The sequence below is a fragment of the Leisingera sp. XS_AS12 genome (assembly GCF_041224635.1).
Taxonomy (GTDB): domain Bacteria; phylum Pseudomonadota; class Alphaproteobacteria; order Rhodobacterales; family Rhodobacteraceae; genus Leisingera.
The window spans coordinates 1-13860 of sequence record NZ_JBGFGM010000118.1 but is presented as its reverse complement, the minus strand read 5'-3'; the positions used below and the strand labels follow the sequence as shown (position 1 = coordinate 13860).

The following is a 13860-nucleotide window of genomic DNA, read 5'->3' as shown; positions in this document are numbered from 1 at the left end:
TGCGCGGGCCGTTGATCAAGCTATGTTCGCGGCCTGGTCCACGTATTGGCCGATCTCCGAATTCGGGATGCTCAGGTCGTGTTGTTCCGAGGTCTGATCTGCATATTTGCCGATGGCAGCGCGCGGGGTGCGCGGGGTGCGCTTTTCCGCGGTGTAATCGTTGATCAGGTCACAGGGCGTATAGTTGCGTTCGATCTCGTGCAGATCTTCTGCATCGAGCTCGGTTTCAAGCGCCGCAAATGCGGTGTCGAGCTGTGCAACACTGTCCGCGCCAACCAGCATCGACGAGATTTCAGGCTTGCGCAGAACCCAGGCCTGCGCCACCTGCGGCGCGGTGATGCCCTTGGCCTCCGCCACGCGCTGCACGGAACAGGCAATGTCGTAAGAGGCCTGGTCATTGTACATCTGCGCGGTGAAGAAATCGGTCTTGTTGCGCAGCGAGTGCGGCTCATTGGCCAGGATGCCCCGGGCCAGCGGACTGAACGCGGACACCCCAATACCCTGGTCCATGCAGAAGGGGATCATCTCGCGCTCTTCCTCGCGGTAGGCGCAGTTGAGCTGAAGCTGCATGTTGATCGGCTTGGACCAGCCATGCCGTTCGCAGACATTCAGGATCTTGGCGAATTGCCAAGTGTACATGGTCGACACGCCGATATACCGCGCCTTGCCGCTGCGCACGACGTCGTTCAGCGCTTCCATGGTTTCTTCGACCGGGGTTTCGGTGTCGAAGTAATGCAGCATGTAGATGTCGATGTAGTCCATCTTCAGACGCTGCAACGAACCATTGATCGCGTCCAGGATATGCTTGCGCGAGGTGCCGTAGGAATTCACGTCCTGACCGATCTGGTAACCCAGCTTGGTGGTCAGGATCAGCTCATCCCGGCGCGCCAGGCGGCGCAGGATGTTGCCGACCACGGCTTCGCCTTCGCCAGCCGAGTAGAAGTCGGCCAGATCGATGAAGTTGATGCCGTTGTCCAGCGCATGGCCGATCAGCGGCTCGCTTTCACTTTCGTCAAAGATCCAGGGCTTCCAGTCTTTGGATCCCATGTTCATCGTACCAAGGCACAGCCGAGAGACGCGCAGGCCGGAGTTTCCAAGGCGTGTGTATTTCATTCGACAGTCTTTCCTAGTGAATGAATGGATGGTGAAGAGGATAGGGGAGGATCACCCGTAGGCGATCCAGATCCCTTTGGTTTTGGTGTAGGAGCTGAGCGAGTGGATGGCCATTTCCTTGCCCCAGCCGCTTTCCTTGAAACCGCCAAACGGGCTGGACAGGCCGTAGCAGCCATAGCGGTTCACAAAGATCATGCCCGCATCCAGACGGTCGGCCATCCGGTGAGCGACATTGATGTTGCCGGTGTAGACGCCGGCGGCCAGACCATAGGTGGTGTCATTGGCCAGTTTCAGCGCGTCTTCGGCGGTGTCGAACGGTGTGCAGGACAGAACCGGCCCGAAGATTTCCTCCTGGGCGATGCGCGCGGAGCCCGGCACATTCGCGAAGATCGTCGGACGGATGAACAGGCCGTTGGCATTGTCACCCTGCTGATCCGCGTAGCCGCCGGCGACGAGTTCAGCTTCGCCCTTGCCGATCTCGATGTAGTCCATGATCCGCTTGAACTGCGCCGGGTTGCACTGCGGGCCTTGCTGCGCATCTGGCGAGAGCGGGTCGCCACAGCGCACCGCCTCGGCCTTCTCGATCAGGCGGCTCATGACATAGTCATAGCTGCCTTTCTGGATCAGGAAGCGGGTCGGCTCGGAGCATTTCTCGCCCTTGTGCGAGAACATAACGGTAAAGGCGCGGTCGATAGCAGCATCCAGATCCGGCGTGTCGTCAAAGAAGATGCACGGCGACTTGCCGCCCAGCTCCAGCGTCACCGCCTTGAGGTTCGACTGGCCCGAGTTCTGCACGATCTGACGGCCCACGTTGGTGCTCCCGGTGAAGGAAACCTTGTGGACGTCTCGGCTGACCGTCAGGTGGTTGGCCACCGGCCCGTCACAGACCAGCAGGTTCAGCAGCCCGGCAGGCAGGTCCAGCTCGCGGTCGATCAGCTCGAACAGGAATTGCGTGGCCAGCGGCGTGTATTCGGAGGGCTTCATCACCACCGTGTTGCCCATGGCCAGCGCCGGGGCGATTTTCAGGCTCGCCTGGTAGAGCGGGAAGTTCCACGGCGCGATCAGGGCGCAGACGCCGACCGGCTCCTTGTTGGTGAAGTTCAGGAAGCCGTCTTCGACCGGGGAGACCTCACCGTAGAACTTGTCGGTCCAGCCAGCGTAGTATTCGAAGATCTCGGCGCAAGTCGGGATATCGTCCACCATGGCTTCGGAGAGCAGTTTGCCATTCGGCAGGCTTTCCAGAATGGCCAGTTTCTGCGTGTTCTCCCGGATCAGTCGCGCAATGGCGTTGAGCACGTCGGCGCGCTGTTTGCGGGTGGTCTTGCGGCTCCAGACATCACTTTGGTGGCAGCGGTGGGCAGCGGCGGCGGCGGCATCCGCCTGGCCCGCATCGGCCAGCGCAATGGTGCTCAGCGTTTCGCCTGTGGCGGGATTTTTCACGTCCCAGGTCTGACCGGCGCCGGTCACCCACTGGCCGTCGATATACTGCTTCTTTTCCGCCTTCAGCCAAGTTTTGGCCCAGCTCAGATCTGCATCGAGTGTCATTGTACTTCCTCTATTTCGGAGAGAGCTGCGCGCACGATGGACACATCGCCCGCGGCCTGTTTCGCCACGGCCGAGGCACGGCTGTAGCCAAATTTACGTTTGAGCTGCATGAGGCTCGGCCCCAGGCCCTGCGCATTTTCCGTGTTGCGCTGGATGTTCAGTTCCAGCCCCTGCACGCAGTTGCGGCGCAGCGAGGCGACACCGCCCTGCAACAGCGCGAGCATGTCGAGCAGGGCGATCACCACCAGCATCTGCCAGGGGTTGTAGTCCAGCTCGCCGTGATCCTGGGTCATGCGCACGGTCGCCGCGCGGCCACAGGCCATCATTGCGCATTGCATGGTGTATTCCGGGATCGTCGGGTTGATCTTGCCGGGAATGGCCGATGAGCCGGGCTGTTTCTCCGGCAAGCGGATCTCGCCAAAGCCTGCATGCGGCCCCGACGCCATCAGGCGCAGATCGCCGCCGAAACGGACAAGCGTCCGGGCGATTAGTTCCAGCGACGAGGCCAGAGCCTGCAGCGGATCATGGGCTTGCGAAGCGGCAAAGAGATTGTCGGCGCGGCGAAGATCATGCTCCAGCCCGGCTTGCTCCAGAACCGCGTTCAACTGGTCCATGATCTGGGCGAAGAAGCCCGGATCGCAGTCATCGGTGCGGCCGATGATGTTGCCGCCCAGGTTTACCGCCGCCAGCTCGCTCGCATCGGATTGGGCGCGCTGTGTCAGCTGCCGCAGGTTGTGTGCAACCCCGCCAAAATAATCAGCCGCGCGAATATCCACTGCATCCTGCAGACAGGTGCGCGCCAGCTTGGGCTGATCCCCCGACCGGTCCGCGAACCGCTCCAGATCATCCACCAGCCCGCACAGCTCTGCCTCCAGCCCGGCCCATGCGGCACGCGCCGCGATATGGCATGCCGTCGACAGGCAGTCGCTGGTGGAATGGTTGAGGTTGATGTGGTCGTTCGGGTGCAGCGGCGCATAACTGCCAAGCGGCGCACCAAACCCGCGGTGATTTGCCAGATTGGCGAGCACCTCATTGACGTTCATGTTGATGCCAATGCCGCCACCCCCATGAAATGAATGTATGGGAAAATCGGACTCGAAGGGGCGGGACAGCAGATGGTCAATGGCCGCGCTGATCGCCGCTTCGGCGTCTTTCGGCAACGCGCCGATGGCCACGTTGGTGCGCGCCGCCGCGCGTTTGACGTGCAGCATCGCTTCGATCAGCTGCGGATATGCCGACAGCTTTTGTGCGCCAGAAACGGGGAATATCCCAACAGATCGCTGTGTTTGCGCCCCATAGCAGGCAGCCGCGGGGACGAAGACCGCGCCAAGCGTATCATGCTCTGTCCTGAAATGATCCACTGGCCCCACGCCTCCCTCATGTCGAGCTGCCATGGCGTGTCTTTGGGGAAATTCAGGGATTCAGGCAAATTACAAAAAGGAATGGTCATTCCTTTTTGTAATGACCTTGGCGCCAAAAACCCTTAGGTCAGAAACAACCTATTACAACGGCCTGCGCATAGACCCCATGAAATCACTTCCAAGTCTCACTTCGCTCCGGGCGTTTTCAGTTGTCGGCAATTGCCTCAGCGTAACGGGAGCGGCCCAGCAGCTGGGTGTCACCCAAAGCGCCGTCAGCCGGCAGATCAAGGCGTTGGAGGACGCGCTGGACCTCAAGCTGTTTGATCGGGTCGGCAACAGTATTTCCCTGACGGACGAGGGCCGGGCCCTGCATGAGAGGGTGTATGAAACCTTCGGCCTGCTCGAAGACGCCGTGGGCGAAGCTGCCGGCTCTCTGAAGCGACAGAAGATCAACTTGCTCGCCCCGCCGACCTTGGCGTCCCGCTGGCTGACGCGGCGCCTGTCCTCCTATCCACAACGGTTTCCGGGTGTCGAACTGGCGATTCACACCGTGGCACGGCCGGATATCCGTATGGACTGCGTCGTCCATTTCGGCGCCCATCCCACGGCGGGATCGGAACATGTGCAACTGCTGGTTGAGCAGCACATCGCGGTCTGCTCACCCGCGCTCTTTGAAGACCGTGAAGCGATGCGGGCAAGCTGCCTTTTGCATGTTTTTGACAAGGGGGTGCGGTTTCCCCTGTGGGAGGACTGGCAAGCGCTTGAACCGGACAACCCGGATCTTCCCAGCGGCACGTCCATGGAATTTGCGACGCTGGAGCTTGCCATTCAGGCCGCCAAGAACTCTGTCGGTGTCGCCGTGGTCGACCGGAACATGATCGAATACGAGCTCAGCGCGGGCAGCCTTGTCCAGATTTCCCCGACAACCGTGGTTGGGCCAAATGGCTACTGGCTGGAAATCTCTGAAGGGCAGCAAGCCAAGCGGCGTTCGGTGCAGTTCTTTCGCTGGCTCAGAGGTGTCGCGGGGCTGACGGTGAACGCCTTGTAGCAATGGCGCGTCATGTCGGTTGCAACACCGTAGCAGCCCAGCGATCCCCGATGTCGCCAAAGCAGTCGTGGATCGAGTCGCTGGCGATGCTGCTGCCGTTCGACAGTCTTCCGGCCAGCCCGAGCCCCTGTACCGGGGTGCCGTCTTCACGGACCAGAACCGCATCCGCTCCGCAACGTGCGCCCAATCCGTCATCGGGAGCCGAGAGAACCCTTGTCTCCAGCAGGCCCGATACCAGCGGTTCCGTCACTTGGCCAAGTGCCGGGGACGGCAACACGCTGTCGATCATGACATCCGCGATCACAGCCGTGTCCTCGGCCTGTATCTCCCAGCCTTCCGGGCGCAGCCTGATGTCCGGATCGTCTGCGGCCCGCGGGTCTACCAGTCCGGTTTCGATCAGCGTCAGCAGCTGGCGCGCCGTCTCGATCGGGGCCCCGTAGGAATACCGCTTCAGCCCCTCGTCAAACGCGGTAAAGGTGCGGGCGGTGTTCGGGGGGATCGGCCTGCTGTCATAGACACAGCGGAGCAGCGGTTGCCATTTGCGCCACAGCTGCCCGACCGTGTAGCCGATCGTCGGCAGATCCTGCCCCTCCGCCTGCCGGATGCCACAGCGCAACGCATCGGACGTCGCGAGCTGTTCCTGGCTGCCCGCGGTTGCCACTTCCTGTTGCAGCCAGTCTTGGATGTCGTCCTGCTCCACTGCCCCGCCGACAGAATGGATCACACGAGCCACGGCAGCGCCAAGGGCCCCGAAAAGCGCGGATGGCCCTGCATCTGCGGCCCCCGAAAGCGCTGCGTGCAGAGCCGCCTCAAAGGCCGCATCTTCGTCCGGCAGCGGGTCAAACCGTGCATCCAGCGCGGCATTCAGTGGTTTCGGCGCTGGCGGTTGTCCATCCAGCGAAAAGGGGATGATCCGGGCAGGCTCCCGTCCCGAGGCAATGTAGCGTTTGCCTTCAAACCGACCGCCCAGACCCAGCGTCAGCATGCGGATCACATCGAGCGACGACAGGGCGAGTCCGCGAATGCCGACGATACGCCCGGCCCATGCGTCGGCCGCTTCGATCAACGCATGGCCGGGGTAGGCCGCGCACAGCGGCAAGCCATGGCGATGCGCATGTCTGCGCCAGCGTTCGAGCTGCGGATCCGGGTTTGTCTGTGGCTGACCAAGCGACATCAGCACATGTTCATAAGGGCCGTGGGAGTGGTCCGCGCACTGCAGCCGCCAGCCGGTCTGATCCTGATGCGCCGCGTTGACCCGCGCCTGGTGATGTTCCACTGACACGGCTTCTGGCAACTGTGCCCAAAGGGCTTTGTACCGCTCATGCAAATAGGTGCCGAGCAGCGCGCGCGGCAGATAGGCGTCCCCATCCTGCGCGCCGTCTTGCAGGCGGTCTTTCAGCCAGGTCGAAAAATCCTGCTGCACCCCCGAGCACGGTGGCGGGGGTGGCAATGAGATGCTGCGCAGGGGCAGGTTCAGCAGGCAGATCTCGCTCTCGTCGGGGCTGAAGCTGGGGCCGGCCCCCGGCCAACGGGAGGGATCAAACACATCGATAGCGACCGAAGTTCCGGTGACCAACGCATGTCGCACCAGCGCCTCAAGCGCGCCAAGTCCACGCGGCCCGAAGCCGACAATCGCCACGCGGCGCCGGGCTTGCGTCATGATGCCATCCTCTCCTCTGCGCGCTTTCGCCACCTTGGGTCACAGTGGGCTGCAGGTGCAAGGAGATAAGTCGCGGACGCCCAAAGTGGTTCCCGCTGGTCGGATCGCGGCAAGCGCGGCTATCCGTTGCGGCAGCGTGTGGGGACTGCGCGCTTCAGCAGACCTCTGGCGGCAATAGGTTCCGGGAACGGTTGCTTGTCCGGCGGCACGCGGTCCGGCGTCTGGCGGTGTCTGCCAAAGGAAAATATGGTCACTTCGCTCGGTCGCATCTGGTACCGCAGGCAGCATCACTGCTGTGAGCTATGTGCTAAGTGACGCGCTGCCGCCGAGCGGCAGGACTTGTCCCTCCCCGGCGAACCGGGGCGGGACCGCGATGCTCAGGTATTGGCCATTTCGCTGGCCGCACGCAGTCGATCGCGGAGTTTCTCCAGCGTGACGCCAGCGGCGGCGGCGGGCAGATCGGCAGGGCCGGCGTCATCCACCTGCGCCTGCACGCGTTTGTAGAACCCTGAGAGCCCGGCCAAGGTCTGAATCACCAGATCGAAATCCTGCAAGGATCGAAGTTCCTGGCTGGTTGGGGCGGTGCCCCGTTCCAGAATGTCCAGAACAACGTCTTCCAAGGCCTGCATCTGGCGCCCCAGCTGTTCCATTTCCCACGCCGAGGCGGCGCAAAGTTCGCTCAGGGCTTTGCCGGGACGCTCCATCTTTACAGCCGCCCGACGACCTGTTCGATGGCCTGCTTCATCGTCGCCACCGTGAACGGCTTGCGGATGATGTTGTTCAGGCCAAGCTGTTTACCGACCTGGATCATCTCAGGCGTCGGCTTGCCGGTCACCAGGATGAAACCGACCCGCTGGGTCACCTGGTGGCTGCGCAGGGCCTTCAGCAGGCCCAGGCCGTCCATGCCCGGCATGTTGTAGTCCGACAGCACCATGTGGACCGGTGTCTGAACCAGCTTCTGATAGGCGCCCTGGCCGGAATTTTCGACCATGTAGTTCTTGATGCCGATCTCGTCGAGGCTCTGCGTGATGATCCCCCGGCTGGTCGACATATCATCCACCACCATGACGCGAAGTGAGTCTTTCAAGCTCATTTATCTTTCCTTCTGCTCTGCTTGCAGCCGCGGTCAGTTTGTCCTGCCTGCGGGTGAGTTTAGGTAGGTTGTGATCCCGGCCGTCTTCAGGTGCTGCGCTGCCGGGCCTGACATGCGCTCGGAGTGACCGATGAAGAGGTAACCGCCCGGGTTGAGGACATTTTGAAAGGCGCTCCAGACTTTTTGCTGGGTCGGGTTGTCGAAATAGATCGCCACGTTCCGGCAGAAGATCACATCGAACTTGCCGCGGAACGGGAAGGGCTCGATCAGGTTCAGCACCCCGAAGGTGATCATCTGGCGCAGGCTGTCCGGCAACCGACCGTCGGCATCGCGGGCCGGCAACAGCGCGCGATATTTGGAGTCGATCTGGGCCAGCTCGTCCTCGGGGTATTTGGCCGCCTGGGCGGTACGCACCACCACCGGGTCAATATCCGTGCCGAGGATCTTGAAATCCAAACGGGCCGCTTCGGGACATTGCTCCAGCACCGTCATGGCGATGGAGTAGGGTTCCTGCCCGTTCGAGCAGCCCGCGGACCAGATCCGCACGCGTCCGCCATTGCGGGCACGCTCGACCAGCCCCGGCAACACGTCGTTGCGCAGGGTCTCGAAGTGATGCGGCTCCCGGAAGAAGTGCGTCACGTTCGTGGTCAGAAGCGACAGCAAGCCGCTGCGCTCCTGATCGGCGTTGGGGCCATCCAGGCTGGCAAGATAGTCCTTGAAGTTGGTGATGTTGCGCTGCCGCAGCTTGCGGGCGAGGCGCGACGACACCAGCGGCTTCTTGCTCTTGGCCATCGCCAGACCGAAGTGCTTGTGCGCGAACTGCGCAATCGCTTCGAAGTCCTTGTCCGACAGCGTAAACCCTTCGGCCGCAGGGGAGATGGAACCCTCCGCGCTCACGGCAGTACCTGCTCCGGAGCCGAGATCACCGCGTCGAGGTTGATGATGCGCACCATGGTATCATCATGCGAGATGATGCCCTGGATGTACTCCATCGTGTTGCGGCTATCGACCGGCGGCGTGTCCTGGATATCGTCGGGATTGATCGAGATGATCTCGGACACCGATTCCGCCAGCAGGCCCACGGGCTTGCCGTGCACCGAGACAACGATCACCACGTTGCGCTCGCTGGCTTCGGTCTGCTGCAAGCCGAAGCGGGCGGACAGGTCGTAGATCGGGATCACCGCGCCGCGCAGGTTCATCACCCCCAGCACGTCGGCGGGCGCATGCGGCAGGATGGTCACCGGCGACCAGCGGCGGATCTCGCGGATCTGGGTGATCTTCAGGCAGAACGCCTGGCCCGCCACGGTAAAGCTGACAAACTCGCTGTGTTCGGCGTGTTTCACTTCCTGGTCGGTTTGCTTAACTTCAGCTTGCATTGCTCAGTCTCCGCTCGGTGTCAAAGGCGGCTGCCGTGGGCGAGGCCGCAATGATGCTTTCAGGGTCCAGGATCATGGCGATCTTGCCGTCTCCGAGGATGGTTGCGGCGGCGACACCGGGAATTTCCCCGCAGACGCCGTCCAGGCTCTTGATGACCACCTGGCGCTGGTCGTGGATGTCATCCACCGCCAGGGCGCAGCGTTGGCCGGTTTCGGTTTCCACCAGCAGATAGACGCCAGCCTGCTGTTCGCTCTCGCGGTACAGACCAAGGGCGCCGGCGACATCGCAGATCGGGACGAAGTTGCCGCGGATCGACAGGAGGGTGCCGTCGGCGCCCAGGTTGTTGATCATGTCATCGCTGCCGCGCATGGTCTCGACGATCGAGGTGATCGGCACCACCATGGTCTGGTCCGCGACCGACACCACCATGCCATCCATCACCGCCAGGGTCAGCGGCAGGATGATGGTGAAGGTCGAGCCCTTGCCGGGCGCGGAGGAGATGTTGATGCGTCCGCCGAGACCGGTGACCGCATTCTTCACCACATCCATGCCGACGCCGCGGCCGGAGAGGTTCGAGATCTCCTTGGCGGTGGAAAAGCCGGGCATGAACAGCAGGTTGTCGATTTCGCTGTCGGTCAGTTCGGCGTTTTCCGGGATCAGCCCCTTTTCGATCGCGATCTGCTTGACGCGCGGGCGGTTCACACCGGCGCCATCGTCCTTGATCTCGATGCAGACCGACCCCGACCGGTGCGAGGCCGACAGGCGGATCTCGCCGGTGGCGGGCTTGCCCGCCGCCTCGCGGTCCTCGGGCTTTTCGATGCCGTGGTCGACCGCGTTGCGCAGGATATGCGTCAGCGGGTCGGACAGCCGTTCGATCACCGTCTTGTCGACTTCGGTGTTTTCGCCCTCGTTGACCAGTTTACAGGTCTTGCCGGTGGCGGCCGAAGCCTCACGAACGATGCGGGCCATGCGCTGGAACAGCGGCTTCACCGGCTGCGCACGGATGGCCATGACGCCTTCCTGAATGTCGCGGGCCAGGTTCTTGAAGCCTTCCAGCTCGGTCTCGACATCGCGCAGATCGGCCACATTCAGATTGGCAATCTGCTGCGCCAGCATCGAATGGTTGATGATGAGCTCCCCGACAGCGTTGATCAGCCGGTCCACCCGCTCAAGCTCGACACGGAGCGTCGGCTTGGGACCACCGCGCTGCTCCTGTTTGCCGCTCTCGGCTTTCGGGGCCGATGCCTTTTCCACGGCGTTTGCCGGTGTGGCTTCGGGTTCGGGTGCGGGGACCGGCGGTTCAAAAGGGGCAGCAGCGGTCCCGCTATCCACTTCGGGCGACGGGTCAGGCAGGGCAGCGCCATCGGCAGGCGGAGCGCTGAACATTGCGTCCAGAGCCGCAAGCGCATTGGCTTCCGCCTCGGCGTCGTGATCTCCGACGATGGAGAGCTCGCACAGACCTTCGACAAACTCGAAGACCGCTTCCACGACCGAGCGCGGCTCTTTGGTCACCAAAACCAGGTCCCAGGCCAGGTAGCTGTCGTTGACGTCCATCGCGTCAAAGCCGGGCAGCTCGTTCTCGTCCAGCGTCACGGTCAGCTCACCCATGTCCCGCAGCGCCTGGAACAGGAAGAACGGCTCATTGCCGGTGCCATACATCTCCTTCAGGGGATGGAAGCGAATCCGGTAGGTTTCCTCCTGCGGCACCACCGGTGCAGCGGCAAACCCGCCGAGATCGCCGACCGGCGTCGGCCCGCCCAGTCCCATCGGCTCGAAGGACAGGTCTTCCTCTTCTTCCGGAATGTATTCATCCAATGCCGCCAGCAGGGTATCGTGGTGCGCCTCGTCCACCTGGCCGCCATCGCGGGCCACCTCGACCAGCGCCGACAGATGGTCGCTGGAACGCAGCAGCAGCTGGATCAGCTTTTCATCGAGGTCCAGTCGGTTGGAACGCACCTCGTCGAAAACGGTCTCGAACCGGTGGGCAAAAGCCACCAGATCATCCAGGCCAAAGGCCCCGGCGCCACCCTTGATCGAGTGCACGGCGCGGAAGATCGCATTGACCACCTCAGGGTTGTGATCGCCTCCTTCGATAGCGGTCAGCCCCTCATCCGTTGCTTCGAGGAGCTCTTCGCACTCCTCAAAGAACGTATCCTGAATCGACCCCGACATCTCAGGCCGCGGCTCCGGTTACGCGCTTCAGGGCGAAGATCAGCGACGCGTCGTCAAACGGTTTCGTGATCCAGCCCGTGGCGCCGGCGCCACGGGCGCGAGCCTTCAGCTCGGGCGCGCTTTCGGTGGTCAGCACCAGGATCGGCACCTTGGAGTTGATCTCGGTACCGCGCAATTCCTCGATCACGCCGAAACCGTCGAGGTTGGGCATGTTGATGTCAGTAATCACGACGTCAGGATCGACGTCCGAATACATGTCCACGCCCTCGCGGCCGTCGACAGCGCAGTGGTATTCAAATCCGGCCTCTTCCAGGGTTGCGGCCAGAAGATTCCGAATGGTGCGGGAATCGTCGATTGCCAGGACTTTGGTTTTCATGCTGTTTCCTCGTCTTCAAAACGGTTGGGCTCCAATCCCAGCAACGTCAGGGACTTGCGGCAGGATTCGGTGATATTGGTGACCGAGAAACCGACGCCCTCGGAGCGCCACTGCTGTTCGGCGCCAAGCAGGAGCTGCAGGCAGCGCGACGGCATCAGGGCGACGCCGCTACAGTCGATTTCGACCGCCTTGGAGCGTGCCCCCTGCAGGAAGGAGACCAGCGGGTCGAGCTCTGCAAAGGCGTTCGGCAGATCCAATTTATGCTTTTGCGTTTCCGTTGTCATTTTCGGCGATTCGCACCCCCGTTGTCGGCGATCAGTTCGTTTTCTGTGCTGCCAGTCATAGGCAGCGGGCCTTAACATTTGATTGCCGCCCGAGGCCCGCTCGCGGGGATTCATAAGGACAATCCGCGCGATCTATTCCGCGAAATCAGATCAATTTTTATGGGGGTCTCACGGTGGCGAAACGGGCGGCGAATCCGACGCACGGCGAATCAGTTCACCGCTGGTCGTGCCGCTGTCAGGGCATTGCACGTGATGGTTGCCAGGGCGCGATCAAACCCCGTTTCCGGGCGGCAGAGGCTCGCTCAAACAGCCCCGAAACCGCGCAAATCGCACTTGCGTAAGCCGCAAATTAAGAACTGGCGACCAGTCTGTTTCGAACGACATCTGCGGTGGCCCGAACCGCTCGATCTTGGAGAACAGAATGAAAGCGTTGCAATCGCTCAAGCTAGCCTACCGGCTGCCACTTTTTGTTGTCGGTTTTGGCCTGGCCATGACCGCTGCTCTTGTGACGATCAGTACGGTCTCTTTTCAAAACAGCGTAAAGCAAAGCGCGGAGGACCAGTTCCGATCCATGGTAGCGGACCGAAAATACTCGGTGACCACCCTGTTTGATGCCATCCAGGCGGATGTGCGAACCCTGGCGGCGGTGCCGTCGACCGCGACCGCGATCGAATGGCTGACGATGACCTGGAACGACCTCGAGGGGAACCCGGGTGAGATCCTGCGCAAGGCTTATATCGAGAATAACCCCAACCCGACGGGCAAGAAGCATCTGCTGGCCCGAGGCGACGGCGACTCCCCCTATCACATGCACCATGAAAGCTTTCATCCGGCCTATCGGACCCTGATCGAAAGCAAGGGCTATTACGATGCCTTCCTGATCAATCTCGCAGGTGACGTGGTCTATTCGGTGTTCAAGGAAAGCGACTTCGGCACCAATATGCTGAATGGCCCGCTGAGCGACAGCGGGCTGGCGAAGGTGTATCGCAAGGCTGTCGCAGGCAACCGCGGCGACGTCTTCTATGCCGACATGGAGCCCTATGCGCCCAGCAACGGCGCAGCCGCGGCCTTTGCCGCCGCACCGGTCGTGAATGATGCAAACCTCACCGTGGGGGTGCTAGCGGTGCAGATCCCGGTGGACCTGCTGAGCGCCATCGTCAACAATGAACAGGGCATGGGCGAAACCACCCAGGTCTACCTGGCAGGGGCGGACGGAAAGGCGCGGTCCTCTTCCCGCTTTGCAGGCGGTTATCAGGTTCTGTCCGACCTGCCCGACACCATGCAGATGCGCGAAGCCTTTGACGGTAAAATTCACGTGCTGCCGGAGGTCGAAGGTCTGAACGGTCAGTCGGTGCTGGCCTATTCCGAACCGCTGCCGCTGGCATTTGCAGATTGGGCGATCGTTGCCGAACTGGATTGGCAAGAGCTGATGGCCCCGGCCGTGGCCAAGCGCAACAAGCTGCTATTGGTCTCTGCCATCTTCGCCGCCGGCATGTCCCTCCTGGGCTGGCTGTTCGCGCGTTCGATCACCAAGCCGATCAACCGCATCTGCGACAACATGGAAGCGGTCGCCGGTGGCAATCTCGACACCGAGGTCGAGGCCGCGCAGCGCCGCGACGAGATCGGCAAGATCGGCAAGACGCTCCTGTCGATGCAGGACGACCTGAAACTGGCCCGCGCCGCCGAGGAAGAGCGCGCCGAGATGCAGCGCCAGCAGCAGCAGGTGGTCGACAACCTCAGCAACGGCCTGATGTGCCTGGCGGAGGGCGACTTCTCGCAGCCCATCGACACCCCCTTCCCGCCGGAATACGAACAGCTGCGGCAGAATTTC

At 62.1% G+C, this 13860-nt stretch carries 13 protein-coding genes; 2 read left to right on the top strand and 11 right to left on the bottom strand.

All coding sequences use genetic code 11. The features are described 5' to 3' along the window. Positions 1-15: 15 nt before the first annotated feature. From AB9K35_RS18380 to AB9K35_RS18370, 3 genes are read right to left on the bottom strand one after another with little or no spacing between them, the layout of a single operon-like run. Positions 16-1113 carry an aldo/keto reductase gene (locus AB9K35_RS18380; protein WP_369928334.1) on the bottom strand — a complete coding sequence of 366 codons (1098 nt, stop codon included), beginning with the start codon at positions 1111-1113 and terminating at the stop codon, positions 16-18. Positions 1114-1164: 51 nt separating this feature from the next. Beyond that, entirely contained in the window at positions 1165-2658 is a 1494-nt protein-coding gene (locus AB9K35_RS18375; protein ID WP_369928333.1) for an aldehyde dehydrogenase, read from the bottom strand. Beyond that, complete coding sequence (locus tag AB9K35_RS18370) at positions 2655-4052, bottom strand: lyase family protein (protein WP_369928331.1); 1398 nt, start codon at positions 4050-4052, stop codon at positions 2655-2657. Before AB9K35_RS18370 ends, AB9K35_RS18375 begins: the two co-directional genes overlap by 4 nt. A gap of 133 nt (positions 4053-4185) precedes the next feature. On the opposite strand from AB9K35_RS18370, the gene AB9K35_RS18365 reads away from it, so the two are divergent. Further along, positions 4186-5067 carry a LysR family transcriptional regulator gene (locus AB9K35_RS18365; protein ID WP_369928329.1) on the top strand — a complete coding sequence of 294 codons (882 nt, stop codon included), beginning with the start codon at positions 4186-4188 and terminating at the stop codon, positions 5065-5067. Between the two features lie 10 nt (positions 5068-5077). On the opposite strand, the gene AB9K35_RS18360 is transcribed toward AB9K35_RS18365, so the two are convergent. The 8 genes from AB9K35_RS18360 to AB9K35_RS18325 form a co-directional block, all read right to left on the bottom strand. Beyond that, positions 5078-6727: an FAD/NAD(P)-binding protein gene (locus tag AB9K35_RS18360; RefSeq protein ID WP_369928327.1), complete on the bottom strand. Its 1650-nt coding sequence runs from the start codon at positions 6725-6727 to the stop codon at positions 5078-5080. Positions 6728-7104: 377 nt separating this feature from the next. Beyond that, positions 7105-7431 carry a hypothetical protein gene (locus AB9K35_RS18355; RefSeq protein WP_222456024.1) on the bottom strand — a complete coding sequence of 109 codons (327 nt, stop codon included), beginning with the start codon at positions 7429-7431 and terminating at the stop codon, positions 7105-7107. Between the two features lie 2 nt (positions 7432-7433). Next, a complete protein-coding gene (locus AB9K35_RS18350) occupies positions 7434-7820 on the bottom strand; it encodes a response regulator (RefSeq protein WP_222456023.1) in 387 nt (128 codons plus the stop codon). Between the two features lie 33 nt (positions 7821-7853). Next, complete coding sequence (locus AB9K35_RS18345; RefSeq protein ID WP_369928325.1) at positions 7854-8717, bottom strand: protein-glutamate O-methyltransferase CheR; 864 nt, start codon at positions 8715-8717, stop codon at positions 7854-7856. Continuing rightward, on the bottom strand, positions 8714-9196 hold the full coding sequence (locus AB9K35_RS18340; RefSeq protein ID WP_039135497.1) for a chemotaxis protein CheW: 483 nt from the start codon (positions 9194-9196) through the stop codon (positions 8714-8716). Before AB9K35_RS18340 ends, AB9K35_RS18345 begins: the two co-directional genes overlap by 4 nt. Beyond that, the gene (locus tag AB9K35_RS18335) at positions 9186-11369 is read right to left on the bottom strand and encodes a chemotaxis protein CheA (protein ID WP_369928324.1); all 2184 of its coding nucleotides are present in this window, start codon (positions 11367-11369) and stop codon (positions 9186-9188) included. The genes AB9K35_RS18340 and AB9K35_RS18335 overlap by 11 nt, the downstream gene beginning before the upstream one ends. A 1-nt stretch (position 11370) precedes the next feature. Beyond that, positions 11371-11745, bottom strand: coding sequence for a response regulator (locus AB9K35_RS18330; RefSeq protein WP_222456020.1), 375 nt, complete (start codon positions 11743-11745; stop codon positions 11371-11373). Further along, positions 11742-12029, bottom strand: a complete 288-nt coding sequence (locus AB9K35_RS18325) for an STAS domain-containing protein (RefSeq protein WP_222456019.1) — start codon at positions 12027-12029, stop codon at positions 11742-11744. The genes AB9K35_RS18330 and AB9K35_RS18325 overlap by 4 nt, the downstream gene beginning before the upstream one ends. A 421-nt stretch (positions 12030-12450) precedes the next feature. Between AB9K35_RS18325 and AB9K35_RS18320 the strand changes: the two genes are divergently transcribed. Next, the coding region (locus AB9K35_RS18320) for a sensor histidine kinase (RefSeq protein WP_369928321.1) at positions 12451-13860 on the top strand (1410 nt) is incomplete at its 3' end.

Excerpts from the sequence above, each read along its gene's own strand:
- AB9K35_RS18380 (WP_369928334.1), bottom strand. The coding sequence starts at position 1,113 with ATGAAATACACACGCCTTGGAAACTCCGGCCTGCGCGTCTCTCGGCTG.
- AB9K35_RS18375 (WP_369928333.1), bottom strand. The coding sequence starts at position 2,658 with ATGACACTCGATGCAGATCTGAGCTGGGCCAAAACTTGGCTGAAGGCG.
- AB9K35_RS18370 (WP_369928331.1), bottom strand. The coding sequence starts at position 4,052 with ATGGCAGCTCGACATGAGGGAGGCGTGGGGCCAGTGGATCATTTCAGG.
- AB9K35_RS18365 (WP_369928329.1), top strand. The coding sequence starts at position 4,186 with ATGAAATCACTTCCAAGTCTCACTTCGCTCCGGGCGTTTTCAGTTGTC.
- AB9K35_RS18360 (WP_369928327.1), bottom strand. The coding sequence starts at position 6,727 with ATGACGCAAGCCCGGCGCCGCGTGGCGATTGTCGGCTTCGGGCCGCGT.
- AB9K35_RS18355 (WP_222456024.1), bottom strand. The coding sequence starts at position 7,431 with ATGGAGCGTCCCGGCAAAGCCCTGAGCGAACTTTGCGCCGCCTCGGCG.
- AB9K35_RS18350 (WP_222456023.1), bottom strand. The coding sequence starts at position 7,820 with ATGAGCTTGAAAGACTCACTTCGCGTCATGGTGGTGGATGATATGTCG.
- AB9K35_RS18340 (WP_039135497.1), bottom strand. The coding sequence starts at position 9,196 with ATGCAAGCTGAAGTTAAGCAAACCGACCAGGAAGTGAAACACGCCGAA.
- AB9K35_RS18335 (WP_369928324.1), bottom strand. The coding sequence starts at position 11,369 with ATGTCGGGGTCGATTCAGGATACGTTCTTTGAGGAGTGCGAAGAGCTC.
- AB9K35_RS18330 (WP_222456020.1), bottom strand. The coding sequence starts at position 11,745 with ATGAAAACCAAAGTCCTGGCAATCGACGATTCCCGCACCATTCGGAAT.
- AB9K35_RS18325 (WP_222456019.1), bottom strand. The coding sequence starts at position 12,029 with ATGACAACGGAAACGCAAAAGCATAAATTGGATCTGCCGAACGCCTTT.